The organism is Halomonas caseinilytica (genome assembly GCF_001662305.1).
GTDB lineage: Bacteria > Pseudomonadota > Gammaproteobacteria > Pseudomonadales > Halomonadaceae > Halomonas > Halomonas caseinilytica.
Genome location: NZ_BDEP01000005.1, coordinates 118,293 through 137,966 on the forward strand (window position 1 = coordinate 118,293; position 19,674 = coordinate 137,966).

At 55.7% G+C, this 19,674-nt stretch carries 23 protein-coding genes; 16 read left to right on the plus strand and 7 right to left on the minus strand.

All coding sequences use genetic code 11. The features are described 5' to 3' along the window. The first annotated feature begins 29 nt into the window (after positions 1-29). The 4 genes from nfsA (at position 30) to A9O65_RS03790 (ending at position 3,508) form a co-directional block, all read left to right on the plus strand. Positions 30-761 (plus strand): oxygen-insensitive NADPH nitroreductase, encoded by a 732-nt coding sequence (nfsA, locus tag A9O65_RS03775; protein WP_064698960.1) that lies wholly within the window; start codon positions 30-32, stop codon positions 759-761. 270 nt (positions 762-1,031) lie between these two features. Next, positions 1,032-1,802 carry an SDR family oxidoreductase gene (locus A9O65_RS03780; RefSeq protein WP_064701402.1) on the plus strand — a complete coding sequence of 257 codons (771 nt, stop codon included), beginning with the start codon at positions 1,032-1,034 and terminating at the stop codon, positions 1,800-1,802. A gap of 95 nt (positions 1,803-1,897) precedes the next feature. Further along, entirely contained in the window at positions 1,898-2,923 is a 1,026-nt protein-coding gene (locus tag A9O65_RS03785) for a MerR family transcriptional regulator (protein WP_064701403.1), read from the plus strand. Between the two features lie 234 nt (positions 2,924-3,157). After that, a complete protein-coding gene (locus tag A9O65_RS03790) occupies positions 3,158-3,508 on the plus strand; it encodes a VOC family protein (protein ID WP_064701404.1) in 351 nt (116 codons plus the stop codon). 101 nt (positions 3,509-3,609) lie between these two features. Here A9O65_RS03790 and A9O65_RS03795 read toward each other — a convergent pair whose 3' ends face one another. Then, positions 3,610-4,104 carry a DUF2938 domain-containing protein gene (locus A9O65_RS03795; RefSeq protein WP_064701405.1) on the minus strand — a complete coding sequence of 165 codons (495 nt, stop codon included), beginning with the start codon at positions 4,102-4,104 and terminating at the stop codon, positions 3,610-3,612. A gap of 176 nt (positions 4,105-4,280) precedes the next feature. Here A9O65_RS03795 and A9O65_RS03800 point away from each other — a divergent pair, with 176 nt between their 5' ends. Both A9O65_RS03800 and A9O65_RS03805 read left to right on the plus strand, forming a co-directional pair. Continuing rightward, entirely contained in the window at positions 4,281-4,703 is a 423-nt protein-coding gene (locus A9O65_RS03800) for a helix-turn-helix domain-containing protein (protein ID WP_064698965.1), read from the plus strand. Positions 4,704-4,836: 133 nt separating this feature from the next. Next, a complete protein-coding gene (locus A9O65_RS03805; RefSeq protein ID WP_064701406.1) occupies positions 4,837-5,661 on the plus strand; it encodes an inositol monophosphatase family protein in 825 nt (274 codons plus the stop codon). On the opposite strand, the gene A9O65_RS03810 is transcribed toward A9O65_RS03805, so the two are convergent. From A9O65_RS03810 to A9O65_RS17460, 4 genes are all read right to left on the minus strand, one after another. Then, positions 5,633-6,628: an ion transporter gene (locus A9O65_RS03810; protein WP_064701407.1), complete on the minus strand. Its 996-nt coding sequence runs from the start codon at positions 6,626-6,628 to the stop codon at positions 5,633-5,635. The genes A9O65_RS03805 and A9O65_RS03810 overlap by 29 nt on opposite strands. 41 nt (positions 6,629-6,669) lie before the next feature. Continuing rightward, positions 6,670-6,843, minus strand: a complete 174-nt coding sequence (locus tag A9O65_RS03815; protein WP_254783119.1) for a nucleoside phosphorylase-I family protein — start codon at positions 6,841-6,843, stop codon at positions 6,670-6,672. Between the two features lie 78 nt (positions 6,844-6,921). After that, on the minus strand, positions 6,922-7,062 hold the full coding sequence (locus tag A9O65_RS17455; RefSeq protein ID WP_254783118.1) for a MerR family transcriptional regulator: 141 nt from the start codon (positions 7,060-7,062) through the stop codon (positions 6,922-6,924). 117 nt (positions 7,063-7,179) lie between these two features. Next, complete coding sequence (locus A9O65_RS17460; protein ID WP_369691731.1) at positions 7,180-7,305, minus strand: MerR family DNA-binding transcriptional regulator; 126 nt, start codon at positions 7,303-7,305, stop codon at positions 7,180-7,182. Positions 7,306-7,476: 171 nt separating this feature from the next. Between A9O65_RS17460 and A9O65_RS03825 the strand changes: the two genes are divergently transcribed. Next, positions 7,477-8,052 (plus strand): NADPH-dependent FMN reductase, encoded by a 576-nt coding sequence (locus A9O65_RS03825; protein WP_064701408.1) that lies wholly within the window; start codon positions 7,477-7,479, stop codon positions 8,050-8,052. A gap of 91 nt (positions 8,053-8,143) precedes the next feature. Beyond that, the gene (locus A9O65_RS03830) at positions 8,144-8,791 is read left to right on the plus strand and encodes an MBL fold metallo-hydrolase (RefSeq protein ID WP_064701409.1); all 648 of its coding nucleotides are present in this window, start codon (positions 8,144-8,146) and stop codon (positions 8,789-8,791) included. Positions 8,792-9,031: 240 nt separating this feature from the next. On the opposite strand, the gene A9O65_RS03835 is transcribed toward A9O65_RS03830, so the two are convergent. After that, complete coding sequence (locus A9O65_RS03835; protein ID WP_064701410.1) at positions 9,032-9,379, minus strand: winged helix-turn-helix transcriptional regulator; 348 nt, start codon at positions 9,377-9,379, stop codon at positions 9,032-9,034. A gap of 105 nt (positions 9,380-9,484) precedes the next feature. Between A9O65_RS03835 and A9O65_RS03840 the strand changes: the two genes are divergently transcribed. The 3 genes from A9O65_RS03840 to A9O65_RS17320 all read left to right on the plus strand — a co-directional run bounded on the left by A9O65_RS03840 (position 9,485) and on the right by A9O65_RS17320 (position 11,657). Next, entirely contained in the window at positions 9,485-10,231 is a 747-nt protein-coding gene (locus A9O65_RS03840) for an SDR family NAD(P)-dependent oxidoreductase (protein ID WP_064701411.1), read from the plus strand. Between the two features lie 259 nt (positions 10,232-10,490). Then, positions 10,491-11,450 carry a quinone oxidoreductase family protein gene (locus A9O65_RS03845; RefSeq protein WP_064701412.1) on the plus strand — a complete coding sequence of 320 codons (960 nt, stop codon included), beginning with the start codon at positions 10,491-10,493 and terminating at the stop codon, positions 11,448-11,450. A gap of 48 nt (positions 11,451-11,498) precedes the next feature. Beyond that, on the plus strand, positions 11,499-11,657 hold the full coding sequence (locus A9O65_RS17320; protein ID WP_175473460.1) for a hypothetical protein: 159 nt from the start codon (positions 11,499-11,501) through the stop codon (positions 11,655-11,657). A 46-nt stretch (positions 11,658-11,703) separates the two neighbouring features. Here A9O65_RS17320 and A9O65_RS03850 read toward each other — a convergent pair whose 3' ends face one another. After that, entirely contained in the window at positions 11,704-12,351 is a 648-nt protein-coding gene (locus tag A9O65_RS03850; protein ID WP_064701413.1) for a 5'-methylthioadenosine/S-adenosylhomocysteine nucleosidase, read from the minus strand. Positions 12,352-12,560: 209 nt separating this feature from the next. Here A9O65_RS03850 and A9O65_RS03855 point away from each other — a divergent pair, with 209 nt between their 5' ends. From A9O65_RS03855 to A9O65_RS03870, 5 genes are all read left to right on the plus strand, one after another. Beyond that, the gene (locus A9O65_RS03855; protein ID WP_064701414.1) at positions 12,561-12,902 is read left to right on the plus strand and encodes a DUF427 domain-containing protein; all 342 of its coding nucleotides are present in this window, start codon (positions 12,561-12,563) and stop codon (positions 12,900-12,902) included. 804 nt (positions 12,903-13,706) lie between these two features. Further along, positions 13,707-14,465, plus strand: coding sequence for a hypothetical protein (locus A9O65_RS03860; protein WP_064701415.1), 759 nt, complete (start codon positions 13,707-13,709; stop codon positions 14,463-14,465). A gap of 45 nt (positions 14,466-14,510) precedes the next feature. Beyond that, positions 14,511-15,158, plus strand: a complete 648-nt coding sequence (locus A9O65_RS17155; protein WP_139180676.1) for a hypothetical protein — start codon at positions 14,511-14,513, stop codon at positions 15,156-15,158. A 197-nt stretch (positions 15,159-15,355) separates the two neighbouring features. Next, positions 15,356-17,509 (plus strand): ATP-dependent nuclease, encoded by a 2,154-nt coding sequence (locus A9O65_RS03865; protein ID WP_064701416.1) that lies wholly within the window; start codon positions 15,356-15,358, stop codon positions 17,507-17,509. Positions 17,510-17,518: 9 nt separating this feature from the next. After that, positions 17,519-19,486, plus strand: coding sequence for a UvrD-helicase domain-containing protein (locus A9O65_RS03870; RefSeq protein WP_139180675.1), 1,968 nt, complete (start codon positions 17,519-17,521; stop codon positions 19,484-19,486). Positions 19,487-19,674: the final 188 nt, after the last annotated feature.

Sequence of the window (19,674 nt, forward strand, 5' to 3'; positions counted from 1 at the left end):
CCATTCGATTCTGCATCCTGCGAGGTCGCATGAACCCTACCATCGAGTTGATGAAGTCCCACCGTTCGATTCGCCAGTTCACCGAGCAGCGGATTCCCCGCGAGACGCTGCTCGAGCTGATCCGTGCCGGCCAGGCAGCTGCCACGTCCAGCCATGTGCAGGCCTACAGCGTCATCCACGTGAAGAACCCGAGCAATCGCGAGCGGATCGCCGAGCTGGCCGGTGGTCAGGACTATATCGTCAGTTGCTCCGACTTCCTGATGTTCTGTGCCGACATGAAGCGGCCTACCGAGGCATCCGAGCGTACCGGTGCCGCTGTCACGCGAGGGACGACCGAGCAGTTGCTGGTGGCCAGCGTCGATACGGCGCTGATGGCGCAGAACGTGGCGCTTGCCGCCGAGTCCGAGGGCCTGGGCATCTGCTACATCGGCGGTATCCGCAACAATCCGGAAGCCATCAGTGACCTGCTGCGGCTGCCGAAGCACGTGTATCCGGTGTTTGGCATGTGCCTTGGCTATCCGGCCGACGAGCCGGACATCAAGCCGCGCCTGCCGGTGGAGGCGATCCTCAAGGAAGATGTCTACGAGGACGACGAGGCGCACGTGGCCGCTTTCGATGCGTCCATGCAGCGCTATTACAGCGAACGCAAGGGAGGCAACAAGAGCTCCGACTGGTCCCGCAATCTGACACCGCTCTTCGCGACCAAGCTGCGTCCGCACATGCGGGACTTCCTGGTCGAACGTGGCTTCGAGATGAAGTGAGTCGCCAACCCCCTCCATGACCAGCGACCCGACACTCGGTTGGGACGACGTCTCCTTCCTCGTGATTCACGAACCAGTCGCTCAGCTCGGCGCTCGCTTCAACGGGTCGTCGAGCATACGTCGTGCATGACCCACCCGATGGCGATTCGAGCACAAGAAACGGAGTGCTTGGATTAGCTCTCTCCACGAGAGTTGGCATGGGAACCGCAACTTGCATGGCGAGTTCTTGGCGTCATCGGTTCCTCATTCCATCGGAAAAAGGGGGAAATCATGCAGACACTTCAGCAAAAGGTCACCATCATCACGGGAGCCAGTTCCGGCATCGGTCGTGCCACGGCACTGTTGTTCGCCAGTGAAGGGGCGAAGGTCGTTCTTGGCGCGCGGCGTCAGTCAGAACTCGATGGGGTCGTGGAGGACATCAGGGCATTGGGCGGTGACGCCATTGCCGTGGTGGGGGATGTCCGGGAAGAAGCGCACACCAAGGCGCTGGTCAACACAGCCGTCGGCCGCTTCGGCGGCCTCGACATTGCCTTCAACAATGCTGGCGTGATCGGGCGAATGGCGCCCGCCTCCGAGCTGACGCGCGAGGAGTGGAGTCAGGTGATCGAAACGAACCTCACCGGAGCGTTTCTGGGCGCCAGACACCAGGTGCCGGCGCTGCTTGAGCGAGGCGGTGGCTCGCTGATCTTCACCTCGAGCTTCGTTGGCTACACGGCCAGCATACCCGGTATGTCGGCCTATGCGGCGAGCAAGGCCGGGCTCATCGGATTGGCCAAAACGCTGGCCGTCGAGCACGGTGCGCAGGGCCTGCGGGTCAACGCCCTCCTTCCGGGCGGGGCGGATACGCCTGCCAACATGGTGAACGCACCGGATGCGACGCAGGAGGTACGGGACTTCGTCGAAGGACTGCATGCCCTCAAGCGGATCGCCAGCCCCGAGGAAATCGCCAAGGCCGTGCTATTCCTGGCCTCCGAGGCCTCGAGTTTCGTGAGTGGCAGCGCGATGCTCGTGGACGGCGGATTATCCATCAACAGGACCTGAGTATGCGTGTTGCGAGATTTTGTTACGGGGCATTTGACCCTCACGCGACGTGAGGCGCCAGACTTCAGCCACGCGTGGAGGAGAGGAGATACAGCATGCTGTTACGTGTCGGTGAACTGGCCAGACGCACCGGACTGACCGTCCGGACGCTGCACCATTACGACGACATCGGCCTGCTCAAGCCCTCCACGCGTTCCGACGCCGGTTATCGGCTCTATCGACGCCAGGATGTCGCGCGCCTGCATCGCATACAGGCGCTGCGTTCCCTGGGTATGTCGCTGGCCGATATCGGCACCTTGCTCGACCAGCCGTCTCCACCGCTGTCGACCGTCATCGAGCGGCAGATGCGCCTGCTGGAACACCAGATCGTGCAGAAGACTCAGCTGCGCGACCGTCTGGCGAACCTGCATCGCCAGGTCGTGAACGGCGAGGAACCGGCAATGGACGACTGGCTGAAAACACTGGAGTTGATGACGATGTACGACCGCTACTTCTCCCCGGAGGAGCTCGATCGATTGCCGCTCTACCAGGCCGACAACGCACGCTGGGCGGAATGGAAGGACCTGGTCAAGGAAGCCGAGGCGCTGTTGCAGCAGGGCACCTCTCCCGCATCATCCGAGGCGCGGGATCTGGCGATGCGCTGGATGGCGAAACTCGAGCGTGATACCGCCGGCGACCCGGCTCTGCTCGAAAAGCTGAATGCCATGCATGCCAACGAACCCGATGCGCAGGAGCAACTGGGTATTTCCACGCGGGTCTCGGATTTCGTGATGCAGGCGTTCGCCGAGTACAAGCTGACCTTCTATCGGCGCTATCTCTCGGATGCGGAGTTCGATCTCATGCGAGAGAACTACCCGCAGTGCATGCATGAGTGGCCGCCCTTAATGGCCAGGTTGCGTCAGTTGCTGGAGCAGGGCACGCGCCCCGAGGAACCGGCCGCGCAGCAACTGGCCCGGGAATGGCTGGCCTTGCTGCAACGTTTTGCCGGCGACGACCCAGCCACGCACCAGAAGATCCGGCAGGCCAATGAGCAGGAACCGGCACTGAAGGACAGTACCTGGATGAATGATCGCATGAAGGATTACCTAGGCCAGGCCGTTGCGAGCCTGACGGCGGGTTGAGGCCGTTATCCATGCCGCTTCGGGGCCACGCCGAGACGTGGCCCTGTTTTTTTGCGGCTCGTCATCGGGGCCAAGCTTACTGCGACCGCCCAGAGCCTAGCCGATACGCCAGTCACTCTATGAACATTGCACGTTGCGACTACAGTTACAGTGATCGACATCGGCAAGAGATTCCCGAGCAACCATCGAATGCATGAATTGAATGCACGAGAAGCCCCGCGGATGAGGTGACGCATGAAGGTCAAACGCATCATGGCTAACACGGCCACGGAAGATCTCGACAAGGCAGAAGCCTTCTATGGCCGCATCCTGGGCCTGGAGCGGCTCATGGATCATGGCTGGTTTCGCACCTACGGCTCGGACGAGCGAATGCGGGTCCAGGTGAGCTTTGGTGCCGAGGGTGGCTCGGGTACCGAGGTGCCCGATCTCTCCATCGAAGTCGATGATCTCGAGACGGCGCTGGCACGCTTCGAGGAAGCGAGCGTGCCTATAGAATACGGCCCAGTCAGCGAGCCCTGGGGCGTGCGGCGTTTCTACGTTCGCGACCCGTTCGGCAAGCTCGTCAATATCCTGCAGCACGAGTGAGTGAAGCCGGCTTTCGGGCAGCGCATCGTCCCTCGCATCGGTTTGCCTCCATGACGGCTCTCTCCCGCATCGGCCGGAGCGGAGCTGATATGCGTCAGTCGTCAGCCTTGAAGCATGTGCGCGTATCCCTGGCTTGCGACCCACAAGCCAAGGCCGAAACTGGCATGTATGAAGAGGCTGCTAAGCCTGGCGACATTCGGCCGAGGAGTCTTGCGCGCGGCTATCCCCGCCCCCAAACAAGGCTGCAGGATGAGAAAGGGGACGAGTGCCGTCAGCACACCAAACATTAGCGGCGGTAGGAGGGTCGCATGCTCGAGCCATTCCGCCCCTGCCAGACTGAGAAATACAGCAGCGAAAACGATCCCGACGAGGTAGTGTGCAGCCCACCCCAGGGCAGATTCGCCGCGAACCCGGCTGCTTTTGCTGATAGGGCGGTGGACGATTGTGCCGTTGGGAAGATGCCCCAGCCAGCGTCCCACCATCGCGTAATTCAGTGAAGGAATGCTGAGCAGGCGACTTCGCAGCAGAGCGATGACATCCATAAAGATGGTCGCACCTATTCCAATGAGCACGGCATCTATCGTCAGGTCAGTCATTGCTGGGCTCCTGCTACTAGCGAGTCTTTCATTTCGAGGCACTTCAGGTCGACGTGACCTGGCTCGTGAGGGACGCGGTCATGGGTATCAGAGCTCACCATGTGATTTGATTTCCTTGGGCAGTCAAGTTGAGATCGAATAAGCTACTACTTCAAGTCAACTTGAAGTCAAGTCGCATGCTGGACATTACTGAGCTTTCACGAAAAAGCGGGGTTCCCGCCTCAAAACTGCGCTATTACGAGGAAGTCGGGCTTATTCGATCCGTCGGGCGGAAAGGGCTGCGTCGTGTCTTCGAACCCGATGTGTTGCCACGTCTTGCGTTGATTGCGTTGGGGCAGGCTGCGGGATTCTCATTGGCCGAGATCCGCGGAATGCTGGGACAGGGGAAGGAGCCAAGCATCGACCGAGACATGCTGGCTGCCAAGGCAGATGCTGTGGATCGCCATATCAAGGAATTGAGCGCGTTGCGTGATGGATTGCGTCATGCCGCGACCTGCACGGCTCCTAGCCATCTGGAATGCCCGACCTTTCAGCGCCTGATGAGGATCGCCTTGACGCGCCAGGGGATGCGAAAAAAGGTTCGTCCGACGCGGCAGTGAAGAAGGGACTTCTCGTGGTGAAAGCACATGCTGGCGGCCTCGCTGCCATCCCGCGGAAATCTTGCGCTGCTATCGTCATGGCATTGGCGATGCATCGTCGCGTCGCGCGCTCCAGGCTTCCCCGGGAGGAATCATGCACGAGTCGTCTCTGATCGCGTCATTGCAACACGCTGCCCGCCTTGCCGGTGCGCATCTTCTCGAGGGCTACCAGGCTGCCGGTGCCATCGACTTCGAAGCCAAGGGGGCCTCCGACTTCGTGACGCACTATGACCGTGCGGCGGAGCGGATCATCATCGACTGCCTCCAGCGCGCTCATCCCGGCCTGGCCTTTCTCGGCGAGGAAAGCGGCGTGACGCCGTCCGGGGCCGGCGATACCACGGTGATCATCGATCCGCTGGATGGCACCAACAACTTCCTGCATCGGGTGCCTCACTTCTCGGTCTCCATCGCCGTGCGCCAAGGCCGTTCATTGACCCACGGCGTGGTCTATCAGCCGCTGCTGGACGAGATGTTGTGGGCGGTGGCGGGGGAAGGCGCGTATCGCAACGAGCAACGCATCGCCGCGCCGCCGGCCCGGGCCCTGCACGAAATGCTGATCGCCACTTGCCTGCCCTATCACGACAAGGGCGACTGCCCGACCAGCCTGGCCCAGTTGACGGCGCTGATGCCCCGAGTCGCCGGCATCCGTGTGCCCGGTTCGGCGGCTCTCGAGGTCGCCTATGCTGGCCTCGGCCGCTTCGATGCCTTCTGGTCCCAGGGCGCTCGGCTCGAGTTGTGGGATGTCGCCGCCGGCATCGTCATCGCCCGCGAGGCAGGTTGCACGGTCACCGATATTGCCGGTGACTCGACGCCCGACGAATGGGCCAGCCTGCTGGTGGCGCATCCCGAGCGGCACGGGGAGTTGCTCGAGATACTGTCTGCCGGCGGGCTCAGTCGTATTTGTGCTGCCAGCCCTTGACCGCGATCTGTTCCTTGAGCAGTTCCAGCATGTCCACCAGCACCTGCTCGGTGATCTGCTCGGTCTGCGGGTCGGTGTGCAGCCAGGCATCGAAACCGCTCTCGGCCAGGTGCTCCACCAGGTTGGAGAACTCCTTCGACTTCAGACCCGCCAGGGCCTCGTCGACCAGTCGGCAGGCCAGGTCCGAGAATGAGGCTTCCAGTCCACGAGCCAGTTGGCTGCCCAGCGGCAGGCGCGTAATCCGCTGAAGCTCCGGACTCTCCGCCAGGGTACGGCCGACCAGCCCGCGCACATAACGCAGCGTATCGTCACGATTGTGGGTATAGGCATCATCCGCCATGACTTCCAGGCGCTGGCTGATCTCGCGGATCAGCGCCTGCTTGCGCGGTTCCACCACGCGCTCGATCACCGGTGCCGAGAGCCCGTCGCCAGCGCGCAGCTCCTGTTGCACGTTGTCGAGCATGCGGATGGCGATGCGATCGGTGAGCTCCTCCATGAGAATGTCGTAGTACTTGGCGACCACGCTGTAGAGGTACCAGCGGCGCACGTCGATCAGGCCCATGCGCTGCAGGCGGTGCAGCAGCGAGATGACGCGCAGGATACGCAGCAACCGAAAGCCACCCAGCGGGATGCAGCCGAGCACGTCGTACCAGTGCACGAAGGGGTAGAAGAACCAGCGGTGGTAGTGCCGCTCGGCGATGGCCACCGCCCAGCCCAGCAGCACGTCGAGCAGGAAGACGGCCACGAATGCCAGGTCGATGGTGAGGAAGTTGGCATGAATGTGTTCGTCGTAGGCACCGTGCAGACCGGGCGCCACGGCCTCGAAGGCGGCGTTCAGCGGCGGCAGCAGGAAGAGGCTGTCGAACAGCAGCAGCGCCAGGTTGGCGATCACCAGCACGATGATGAACAGGTCCCACACCAGGTGGGCTCGCTCCAGGGCGGGCGAGGTCGTGCGCGTCGTGGGCATCATGCCTCCTCAATATGCCGGAACGTCCTTTCCTTCCCAGCCTAGAGTGCCTCGTCCAGACGATCCACGGCGGCGGCCAGCTTCTCGTCGATGACGTGGAGATACGCCGTCCAGTCGTCGACGTGGTTCAACTCCGCCTTGCCGTCCAGCAAGACCAGCGGCACGTCGAAACGCATGCAGGCGCGCAGGCAGGCGTAGCTCTCCATGTCCACCATGTCGGCGTCGATGGCGTTGTAGGCGGCACCCGCGAATCAGCTCTGGCATTGTTGCATGGGGGACTGCACCGGTGTTCATCAGTCTTCAGCGTCCGGCTCCAGTAGCCGCGCTCCCGGCCCTTCGGCACCCAGCTCATCCCAGGGATTGCGTAGCCGGCAGGCATCGATCGAGAGGCAGCCACAGCTGATGCAGTCGCCGAGCTGGTCGAAACGCTTCAATGTGGCGGTCCAGTTCTGCCCGCCAACGCTCGGAAAGGCGTTGCCCGTCGTCGGTGGTTACGGTGCGATCCGTCTGAGTATGGCTCGCTGGCACCGTCGCTGGCTACCGGCGTTGCTTCAGCTTTTGATCGGGCCCTTCTGTTCGTAGAAGCGGAGGGCGGAAACCGCGACACCGCTGCGTTTTGCGACCTCTCCCACACTCATTGCGGATCGTATGTCCCGGCCGTTTCGTGTTGTCGTCATGCTTGCCCCCTGGCGTCTGTCTGGTTATTTCCCTCTGGCTATTCCACTCACACTATTCCCCCCATAGCCATTCTCCATGATCCGGTTCGTTGACCTCAACTTAACTTGAGGTAATAGGCTCCTCGTGCACCTGATGAAGAATCAGCCAGTGACTGATAAAGGAGATAACACATGTCCAACCCCATCCATGTAGCCGTCATCCTCGGGAGTACCCGCGAAGGCAGACTGTGCGACACCTTGGCGGCGTGGGTCGCCGGAGAACTCGACAAACGTCACGACCTGACGTTCTCCCTGATCGATCCGGCCAGCCTCGATTTGCCCGGTTGCCATGAAAACCAGGCCAACGAAGGAATCCACCGCCTCCGGGATCAGCTCGACCGGGCTGACGCCTTTGTTGTGATCACCCCCGAATACAATCACAGCTTCCCGGCGGCACTGAAGTTCCTGGTCGATTCCAGCTATGCCGAGTGGCAGACCAAGCCCGTTGGATTTGTCAGTTACGGCGGGATTTCCGGGGGACTGCGTGCGGTCGAGCAGTTGCGGCAGGTGTTTGCGGAACTGCATGCGGTAACGGTGCGCGACAGCGTCAGTTTCATCAACGTGTGGGAGCAGTTCGCTGATGACGGGAGTCTGGCCAGCCCGGACCGTGCCGTGGCGGCGTTACAGCGGGTGGTGAGCCAGCTCCACTGGTGGGCGACCGCGACGCGGGCTGCGCGGGAGACAGTGCCATATAGAGAAGTCGCCTAGCAGCTGATGATATTCGTCGGAGTGCTGACAACGTTCGCAACCGGACGCTTCGAGTCATTCTTGCCAACAAGACGAGACAATGGAGACCACCATGAAACAGATTTTTCCTGACCTGTGGCAAACCGAAGTGGAGAGTCCGTTCCCGGGGCTGACTACCCACGCTTACCTGCTTACCCGAAAGCAAGGCAATGTGCTCTTCTACAATACCGGCCATGTACATGAGATCGATGCCATGGCCGAACTGGGTGGCGTAGACTGGCACTTTCTGAGCCACCTGGATGAGCTCGGTAAGTCGCTTCTATGGGTGCGTGAGCGCTACGGCGCGAAATTGGGAGGACCTGTCCGCGAACGTGAGGCTTTCGCGGAAATTCTGGAGCCGGACCTGTTGTTCAAGGAGCGGGAAACACTCGCTGGCGGGATTGAGGTGATTCCGACCCCTGGCCACACCCCTGGCAGTACCTGCTTCCTGGTCAGTTCGACGACCGGGAAGACCTACCTGTTTACCGGCGATACGCTATACAGGAACAGGGTAGGGCAATGGAGCAACGGCTTTATGGATGACATGAGTGATCGTGACGCTCTGGTGGCAAGCCTCAGACTGTTGCGTGACCTCAGGCCCGACGTGGTGATTTCCAGTGCCTTCGCCGACCAGCAGGGTTACGAGGCGATGTCTCCCTCGGACTGGGCCGGCCACGTGGATGGGGCATTGCAGCCGCTGCTGACGAATGAATCGGGCTAGTATCGGGCCAGTGAAAGCGGTATCGGGGCCGGAGGTACTTTTCGCCCCCTCCGGGCCCTGATGCCAATGTTTTCTCCAACCGATGCCCATTTATCCCTCTTCCATCCTCTCGCGATACATCACTACTCGGTTTCTGCCGTTGCCCGCGTGCATCGAGCGCCGCCATCACGAAGGGCATGGAGCGGCCGTCGGGATTGAGCATCACCCCGACGGTCGCGGGATCGTCGAACAGGCGGACGATCACGGTGCCGAGCGCCGTGACAAAAGTTTCTCGACCTCTGTCATATGTTCCGTTCCCCAGGCGCAGAGCGGCTTCAAGGCTTCGGCGAGAGTCTGGCCGAACGCAGTGAGGGAATACTCGACTTTCGGCGGAATTTCCTTGAAGTCGAGCCGGTCGACGATCCCATCAGCCTCCAGTTCCTTGAGTTGCTGAATGAGCATTTTGTCACTGACATTGCCGATGGCGCGCCTCAGATCGCCATAACGTCGCGCTTGGTGGGCAAGGTGGAACAAAATCAAAGGTTTCCACTTGCCGCCGATGACAGCCAACGCAGCGTCCAGCCCACAGGTAAAGCCAGATGTTGTCATTTCGCATGCTCCAGTAGGTACTTACTAAAAGGTGCATACTTTAATAAAAGAAAGCAAGTCTCTATTCTCCATTGCGAAGCAGCTATCACTTTCCAGGAGATCGAGATGGGTAGACTTGAAGGTAAAGTCGCCGTCATAACCGGCGGCAACAGCGGCATCGGTCTGGCGACGGCCAAACGGTTTGTGGCGGAAGGTGCCGAGATTTTCATTACCGGCCGTCGTCAGGAGGAACTGGACAGGGCGGTGGAGGCGATCGGCCCCGGAGTGACCGCGGTGCAGGGCGATGTTTCGCATCTGGACGACCTTGAGCGGCTGTTCGAGACGGTGCGTGCGAAAAGTGGACGAATAGACATTCTCTTCGCCAATGCCGGGCTTGGAAATCTAGCTTCGCTTGGCGCCATCGACGAGGCATCGTTCGATTTGACCTTCGACGTCAATGTCAAGGGAACGCTGTTCACAGTGCAGAAGGCTCTGCCGCTTATGCAGGCCGGCGGATCCATCATTCTCACCGGTTCCACGACCGGTTCGACGGGAACTCCTGCGTTCAGCGTCTACAGCGCGACCAAGGCTGCAATCCGCAACTTTGCCCGAAGCTGGGCCCTGGACCTGAAAGGGACAGGCATCCGCGTAAACGTGCTCTCTCCCGGCGCCACCGAGACACCCGGCCTCAAGGGCTTGGCAAATGTGGGCGAGGAAGATGCGTTGCTGGAAGGCTTTGCCTCGCAGATACCTCTTGGTCGTATCGGGCACCCCGAGGAGACGGCGGCGGTGGCGCTCTTTCTTGCCTCGGACGAAAGCAGCTTCATGACTGGTAGCGAGGTCTTCGCTGACGGCGGAGCCGCACAAGTCTGATGACCGCTCAAATCCAGATCCTGAACTTTCTTGCTTGGGGCCTTTTCTCCGAGCGGCATGCTCTGCTGCGCTTCAGCTCGCGAGTAGCCCCTGCCCGACGAGAATGCCCGTCTCAAACACCAACTGGCCGAGACGTCGGAAGAGCCTGAAATCACAAAAAAGCGGCCGCGTACTGCGCCAAGCCCCTCAAGTGAAGTACGTGTTCAGGCGCTGTGGCGCGGTCAGAATCGGAGGCAGAAGGCCGATGGAAGGAAAGAGCATGAAGGCTGCATATTATGATGTTCCAGGCGGGCCGGAGGTCCTGAGCTACGCAGAAGTCGAGGCTCCGGGTTGTCCCGAGGATGGAGTTCTCCTCCGGGTGGAGGCAATCTCGATCGAGGGGGGCGATCTCATCAATCGGGCGACGGCGGCGCCTCAGGCAGCAGGCCACGTTCCTGGCTATGCGGCCTCGGGTGAGATCGTCGAGGTTGGTGCGAAGGTTCGCGACCGCTTCATCGGGCAAAAGGTGACCTCATTCGACATGGGCGGATCCCATGCCGAATTGCGTGCCGTGAAGGCCTCGCGGACATGGATCGTGCCGGACGGGTTGGAGATGGCGGCTGCGGCCGCCTTGCCCATCTCGTTCGGAACCGCTCATCACAGCCTGTTCGCGCGCGGCAACCTGGCCGACGGCGAGACCATGCTCGTGCAGGGCGGAGCGGGCAGCGTCGGGGTCGCGGTGATCCAACTGGCACATCGCGCCGGTTCGAAGGTGTTGGCAACCGTCTCGGGCGCGGATCGCGCCGCGCGACTGCGGATTTATGGGCTGGACACCGCAATCGACTACCGCTCAGAGGATGTGACTGCGGCCGTCATGCGGCTGACCGACGGCCGCGGCGTGGATCTGGTCGTCGATCCCGTCGGCTCCACGCTCGCGGAATCGCTTGCCGCACTCCGGCCCGAGGGACGTCTGGTCTTCGTTGGCAATGCAGGGCGTGCGTCGCTGGACCTGGACCTCTGGCCCGCCTTGCAGGCCAACCAGACGCTTCTGGGTGTGTTCATGGGCAGCCAGCTCGAAAAACCCGACGTCCACAGGACGGTCGACGACATGTTGCGCCTGGCCGCCACCGGTGAGCTGGAGGTTCCCCTCGATCGACGGTTTTCGCTTTGCGAGGTCGCGGCGGCACATGCCTATGCCGAGAACAATTCCATTCTGGGCCGGGTCGTCCTTGTCCCTTGACCTGCAAGACCCGGGACCGCCGTGAAGGCATGTGACGGAAATTGCGTCATGGACAGGAACGCGCGTCGAGAGGACAGTGACGACGTCTTCTCGGGCAACCTGTGCCCGCTGGGGCTCAAGGCGGTTACCCGCATCTCCCTGGCGCACTACAACAGCGTGGATGAAGTCGACGCCTGCGTGGAGGCTTTATCTGAAGTGTTGCCGTAGGGCTGATGCATCGAGATACCGCGCCCGCACGTGGGAAGGTGGCGCGTCAGCAGCCCTCCTTGAGTGCTTCTCCCAATCTATCCACGGCGGCGGCCAGCTTCTCGTCGATGACGTGGAGATACGCCGTCCAGTCGTCGACCCCTTGTAGCTCCGCCTTGCCGTCCGAGATGCCGCGCAGCACCACCAGCGGCACGTCGAAACGCGTGCAGGCGCGCAGGCAGGCGTAGCTCTCCATGTCCACCATTTCGGCGGCGATGGCGTCATAGGCCACGCCCGAGACGATGTTGGCGCCGGTCGACAGCGACGCCTCGCGAATCCCTGGGATGCGCAACGGCAGGGACAAAGTGGCCGGCAGATCGAGAAAGGGCGTGACGCCCGGCTCGAAGCCGAGCGGCGAGGCGTCCATGTCGCGGTAGGAAACCGAGGTCGCCTGATAGACCTCGGTCTGCTCGAGATCCCGGCTGCCCGCCGAGCCTAGTGACACCACCAGGTCCGGCAGCCGCCCGCGTGCCTCCAGCTCCGCCAACGCGGCGGTGAGCTCCACCGCCGCCTCGACCGGCCCCACGCCGGTCATGAAGGGAACGAAACGCGCCTTCAGATGCGGGCCGTATTCAGCGTCCGCCGCCATCACGAAGAGAACGGAGCGACCGCTCAGGTTCGTCAGCGGCGCCGGTGTGCGTGGTGTCTGGTTCATCCCGAGAGTCTCCCGCAGCCCATCAATCTCATCATCATGGCGGGAGGCAGCGTTAGCGCCAAGCGCTGAGTAGCCTGGCTGGTGCTGGTTTGGATGTTCTGCGTAGGCAGACGTGGATTAATGGTTGAAGCCGAAAATGTCGCCAAACGGTGACATTCTGTATCCCCCCTTCTAGGCTGACTGATAACCCAACCGGCAAGAGACTGCTGATGGCCAATCACATCGCCTCCCGCAACATCTTGCACCCGCATGCACGCAGGGGGCGGATATATTATTGCGATACCCTGCTCGCCGATACCTGCGACGTCATTGAGCTGCGCGAGAAAGACTATCCACAGCGGCAATATCTGCCGCGATCCGATGTGGATATGTCAAAGCTCACCATCTCCGAAACTATGACCCACTGCCCCTTCAAGGGCGGCAGCACCTACTACTCGCTGCCCGATATTGCCGATGTGGCCTGGAGCTATAAATGGCCAATTGACGAGATGCAACCCATCGCCGGCCTAGTGGCATTTGACGCGTACAAGGTGACGGAGAGCGTGGAATGAAGGCTAGTGTAGTGGCTCAGCCGTATTATCTAGTGCGCGTGTTTATTGGGATCCTATTGCAGGGTAGATGGATGTTCTCTTTGAAAATAATGGGTTATCGGAGTGGTATAAAAAATTGAACGCGCATGCTCATTTAAGTGGAAAACGAGTGTGCTCGCTAATACCTATAAGGGCGAAGGAGGAATATGCATATAGCATGTCTTGCTTGGGGGTCATTGGTGTGGGATGCCCGCGACCTGGCTCTATCTTCGCCGTGGTATAAGGATGGCCCAAAAGTACCTGTGGAGTTTGCCCGACAGTCGAGTGGTCATAGACTGACACTTGTTCTTGGCCGATCGTTTCAGGAAATGCCTTCGTTATGGGCTTGGATGGATGGTGATGATCTAGATCGCGCGATAGAGAGTCTTCGTCGAAGGGAGGAGACAGCGACCAAACGAATTGGAGTCTGGAGAACTGAGGAGAAAGCACCAGGCCTTATTCCAGGTTTGCCAGCTTGGGCAATAGCCAGAGGTGCTGATACCGTGATTTGGACTGCATTGTCGCCGAAATTCCAAGGTGAGGATGGCAGGGTTCCTTCCGTTGACGAGGCCTTGGCCTACTTTCGTTCACTGGGCCAAGAATACCAGCAAGGCGCTGAAGAGTATGTCAGAAAAGCTCCGGGGCAGATACGGACACCATACCGAGCGGAATTCGAAATGCACCTGAGATGGTTCCCAGAATAGCGGGCATAGACTCAACCACAGCGTCAAAGCGGAACGGCTTTTCCGCTGGCGCTACAAATCTGGGCGTTAGGGATTGGCAGGGATGAGTGAAAGATCACCAGATAAGTTTGCGCGAATTACGGCAGTCATATCGCTAGTCATTGCGATAGCTGCCGTTGCCATACCCTATGTTCAACAAAAAGCCGCTCTCATGCAGCAACAGGAGCAGTTTGATAAGCTCCATCGGGAAGATGTCTCTATCAAGTTGAATCCGTACTTAAAGGGAGTTATTTACATTACAGGGACAAAGCTCGAACGCTTGGGAAGCGTTGTTCAGGTTCCGTGGGAGCTCACCATTTCGAACACCGGGAGCCGACAACTTTCTATCAAAAATTACGATCTGACGCGTGGTGATTCACCCGGGACAACGTTCTACTCAGATATTGATGGTGGGTTGCTAACCCTGGGTTCCCAGCCAGTTGGCTACCCAATAATTCTAAAACCAGGTGAAATGCGGAAATTCTTGCTTTTCGTTGGGATTACTGTGCCCGACAAAGTAGTTGAAATACTGAAAGGTATAAACGAGGGGGATAATATCGATAGGGAGGTGGCCACTGCTGCATTAGCGAAAGAGGGGTTAGATCTATACGGAAACGAGGTCAGCTATAAAGAATTTGAAGGTGGCGCCTATTTTCTATCCGTTGATGAAAAGAATATGAATGGGCAAAGGTTCTGGTGTGTAGTGCACACTGGTCGCGGTAATAGTTTCGTAGTTTCGGCCAGTGAATACGAAAGGCCGAGTGACAATGATCCCTTACTAAGGGATGCCGCCGACCGCTTTTCCGGTGCGGGGCGTCTCTAAAAGGGCAGGTGAGACTAGGCGTTATATGCCCTAAGAGGTATGAGTGTGACTAAAAATCAACTGGCAAAAAGAATTGATCCATTCGATGCGTCGCTTCGGTATATGCTTGTTGTGGTGTTCCCGAAAAGCACATCAAAGAACTTTTCACTAGTTCTGAATATTGCAGAAGGAGCTGAGCAGTATGCGGTAGCAGACATAAATGGGAAGTCCACATATTTTGTCTGCTTTGGTGAAAGTCAGTCAGATGCAGGCCGAGCAGTTGCGATATTGGATTATGTGAGAACCTGGAAGGGAGTGCAGGTTTTTTCTAAGGGTAAGCTGCTGCAGAACTCTTATCATATGGCACCGGTGCTTAACTGCTATCTTGAATCGCAATCGTGTCGAGATTACCAAGCTCACTGCTACAAGGTAATTGATGACCCATTCTCTGAAGAAGTTGAGGGGCGGGGTACATTATCGATAAGGGTAGTGGACAAACCGTCTATAAAGCACGAGGTTGAGATGGATCGTTACCTGTTCCCCTGTAACTTTTTATTCAATCGATTTAGGTTTCAGAAGGATCACCCATCTTCGATTGCTGACCAGATTCAGGCATCCGCTGTAAAGAGTGTCTGTGACTGGTGTCCAAATTTTGAGCCAGTCAAATGGAGGAAAGTGGGAACGCGAAAGGTTCTCAAGGATTTCTTCGATTGAGAAAGTGCATGACAATAGTGTTAACTCGGGCTGGCTTCTACGCTGCTTCTCCGAAGCCAGCCGGTTACGCTAAGCGTTATACTGCATTGCATGAGAGTGTGTTTTCGACCTTTAGCGGGAATTGGTCGAAAGTGTAAAAAGGAGTAATTTTAAAATTAATATCCTCTTGTTTCTGGTCCTTCTTTAAGGTTTTGCACATGAAAATCACTTCCTTTTCTTTAAAAAATTACCGGCGTCTGGCCAATGTAACCTTGGTGCTTGATGATAAAACAACGGTTCTTGTCGGCGCTAACAATAGTGGTAAAACCTCCTGCATTGGAGCGTTACATACATTCCTGAGAAGCCCAGACAACCTAAACGTTAGAGATATATCGAAGCAGAATTGGAAGGCAATCCAAAAGCTAGGTGAACAAGTCGAAGAGGAATTTCCTACTAACGAGGAAATGGAGGACCTATCCGAAGATCTTGTCATGTTGTTGCCGAGCTTAGATATCGAGATAACGGCGGAAGCGAATGAGGCGTATAAGGTTCGTGATATTCTCCCTGACTTGGAATGGAGTGGTGGTGCTCTATCTGTTCGTATAAACTATGAAGTGACCGATGTCTCAAAAATGTTTCGCGAGTTTGTTGATACAAGAGTTATAGTTTCCGGGCATGAGGGTGAGGTAAGTCTGTGGCCTAAGGATCTATGTGATTTCTTGGAGAAAGGCCGAAACTTCAGTAAGTTCATAAAGCAAAAGCACTACGTCTTGAGCAAAGGGGCCGAGACTAGTGAGGACGAAATTTTGCAGCCTCTCAAATCTGAAGCTTTGAAAAAATTAATTCGAGTAGATGCTATATCCGAACAACGTGGACTAGGTGCTGAAGATGACGCAGACCAAAAAGGACCATATTCAGAAAAGCAGCGGCTCAACAAGCTACTTCGAGACTATTATGAGGGTATTTTGAACCCAGAAGATTCCCCGGAGGCTGACGACCTCAAAGTCTTGGGGCAACAGCAAAATTTAGAAAAGGACTTTACCAAAAGGCTGAACAAGCAGTTTGAATCTCCTTTCGAAGAGTTGAAAAGTATGGGTTACCCTGGTATCGGTGGTAATCCAACTGTTGAAATTGCCGCGAAAGTTAGCGGAACGGATGCTTTGCAAAAATCGTCATCGGTTCGATACCGTCTTGATGACAAGGAGGAAGAGTTTCTTCCTGAAAGTTACCTTGGGCTTGGCTACCAGAATCTAATATACCTAACCTTTAGGCTTTTAGAATTTCGCGACAAATGGATGCGTGTTGGCAAATCGGCTTCTTCAGAGGATAATGTCGAAGATCAGATTGAACCAATTCACTTAGTATTGCTTGAAGAGCCGGAAGTTAATCTTCACGCTCAGGTTCAGCGTGTTTTTATATCGAAAGCTTACGATACTTTGCGGAATCATTCCGATTTGCGCGACCAGGAAGAAAAGAAAGATAAGCCTGAATACCAGACTCAGCTCGTGATTAGTACTCACTCCAGTCATATTATTAATGACATTGACTTCAAAGATTTACGTTACTTTCGACGAAATGATCCGAATGCGTCCATCGCGATGGACCATACATCAATTGCAAATATGTCAGAACTTTTTGCGCACGCGAAAGACGAGCTTTTGTTTGTAAGAAAACACTTGAAACTCACTCATTGTGATATCTTCTTTGCCGATGGCGTTATATTCGTTGAGGGGCAGGCTGAGCGCCTTCTGGTGCCAGAGTTTATTTCCAATAGCTTCCCAGACTTATCTAATCGGTACATCTCTATGCTTGAGGTGAGCGGTGCTCACACGCACAAATACAGAGAGTTAGTCGAGAAGCTTGGGGTCGCGACTCTAGTGCTGACTGATCTTGACTCTGTTGATAACCAAGGAAAGTCTTGCTTTCCGCAAAGAAATTCTGATCAAAAGAGCAATAATGATACTTTGAAGATGTGGCATCCACGGAAAGAAACTGTTGATGAACTAGTAGACTTACCAAAAACAGGACATGCGACAATAAGCCAAGGTGCGCCGCTTTACGTTGCCTTCCAGAAGCCGGCTCTGATTTGTGGGGAGGAAGCTTTGTCCCGAACTTTTGAAGATGCTTTGATTTTGGCTAATTTTGATTATGAGTATTTCCAGAAAAAACCCAAGATAAAAGCTGCCCATGAAAGTGGTGGTGAATCGTTGTCAAAGTCACTTTATGAATATGTGCAAGGATTGAATAAGGGGGACTTTGCCTTTGATTGCCTATTCCATCTCGCGGAGAATGAGTCGAATAGCTTCACTCCCCCCGAATACATGAGCGATGGCCTCAAATGGCTGGCAGCTCAGCTTTCACCAAAAACATAGGGATAAGTTATGTCAGAAGAATTCTACTTGGCGGACATGAAACCCGTAGATTATGACAGTAGCGTTGATAAATCTATCAGAGAGTGCCTGCGCATAGGTTCCGGAAAAGGCTTTATCACTTTCGCTGGGGCGGGATCAGGAAAGACCTATTCTCTAAAAGAGGCTCTTGATTTTCTAAAGAAAGAGTATTCTGGTGATTTTGTTCGTCAAGGAAAGAAAGTTGCCGTTGTAACATTTACGAACAATGCAGCCAATGAAATCGTGGACCGGGTTGAGCAAAGTCCTATCTTTGCGGTTTCGACGATTCATAGTTTTTGCTGGTCGGCTATTTCCGGTTTTAATGAAGATATTCGAAAGTGGTACTTGGAAACAATTCCCGCTGATTTAGAAAATCTCAAGGAAAAAGAAAGGAAAGGCCGCGCAGGAAAGGCTTCCGATGCTCGAAAAAGGGATATCTGCCGCCTGACTAAGAAAATGGAATGGTTAGCGCAACCTCGCTCATTCGTTTACGATCCAAACGGCGTCAACTCTTCCCAAAATTCGCTGTCGCACGCAGATGTTTTGAAACTTTTCTATAACTTATTGACTACCAAGCCTATGATGGAAGAAATCATAGTAAACAAATTCCCTTTCATATTCATCGACGAAAGCCAAGATACTAATAAAGACGTAGTTGGTGCATTCTTTGATCTGCAAAAAAATAAGTCGGATAAAGTAGTTGTCGGTCTGTTTGGGGATACTATGCAGCGTATCTTTGGCGGAGGAGAACCTGAGCTTGGTAAGACTAAGCCAAGCGGCTGGACTACTTTCGACAAAAAAATGAACCATCGCTCAGCGCGGCGCATCGTTGGTTTGGGTAATCAAATTCGTCGTGAGGATGACAGACTTAATCAATTTGCCAAAGATGGAGCTGATGAAGGTTTCGTTCGCTATTTTTTACTGTCGCACGGTGTTTCAGATAAAGACAAAGTCGAAGCGGAAATTCGTGAGGCTATGGCGAAAGTTACGGGTGACGCGGACTGGGAAGACACTCAATCCAAAGAAACTGCTATTTTGCTTTTGGAACATAAAATGGCTGGGCGTCGGCTTGGTTTTCATGATCTTTGGGACAAGCTTTCAAAATCAGACAAGATTAAATATCGGATCTCTGAAGGTGAAAGTGCCGAGCTGAATTTCTTTTCTAGCATTGTTTTTCCTTTGGCTGAGGCGAGCCGGAAGAAAAAGCGAGCCGAATTGATGTATATCTTGAGAGAAAACAAGTCTCCGCTGTTGGAAGCCAGGGTGCTTGACGAAAATAAGGACGATCCGCTCGCGCTTGCTCGAGCCGCGGAACATGCATTTAGAAATGTGGTTTCAAATGATAAGGTCAGTTTTCGCTCAGTTTTAGAAGTACTTGCTAAGTACGATCTGCTTATAATTCCAGAAAAATTACAGTCGTTTGTGACAAATTCAGAAGAAACTGAGGTTGAACCAGAGTCAGATCAAATGGGAGATAGGCCGGAGGTTGAACCAGAACCTGAAGAGCGGGATAATAGCGAGATTGCTGCTTGGGCTGAAGCTTTGGAGACTGATTTCTTCCAGATTCAGAACTATAAGAACTACATTGATGAGAATTCAATTTTTCGAACCCATCAAGGCGTGAAGGGTAATGAGTTCGAGCGTGTAATGGTTGTCATGGATGATGATGAAGCAGGCGGATTCTTGTTTTCCTATGAGCAGTATTTTGGCGCTAAGGAGATTTCTCGAGAAAGTCAAAAGAAACGAAGTTCTGGAGAAGAAACTGGTTTGGACCGCACTCGCCGGTTATTTTATGTCACATCCACTCGTGCAAAGAGTAGTTTAGCTCATGTGATTTATACATCCGATGTGACTAAAGTGAAGGAAAGCCTTATAGAAAAAAATTGGCGCGAAAATCTGAAGTCATTGAGGTGCAAAGTCACCTCTGAATCCACATTTAATGTTGATTCGCAAATTTAAGAATCTATAGAGTCGAATGAATAGACAACTGATCCGTTGAGTTGTGATGTTATGACGAATTAAGTGAAAGGTCCGATTATGGAAGTTTAGGGTGGCTTGAGGCTTGCGCAAGCTCCGTATAACAAAGCGCTAGCGCTGCTGTTGGGCAAGTTTTCCGCTTCGCTCCAAATTTGCCGCTGAGTGCGGCG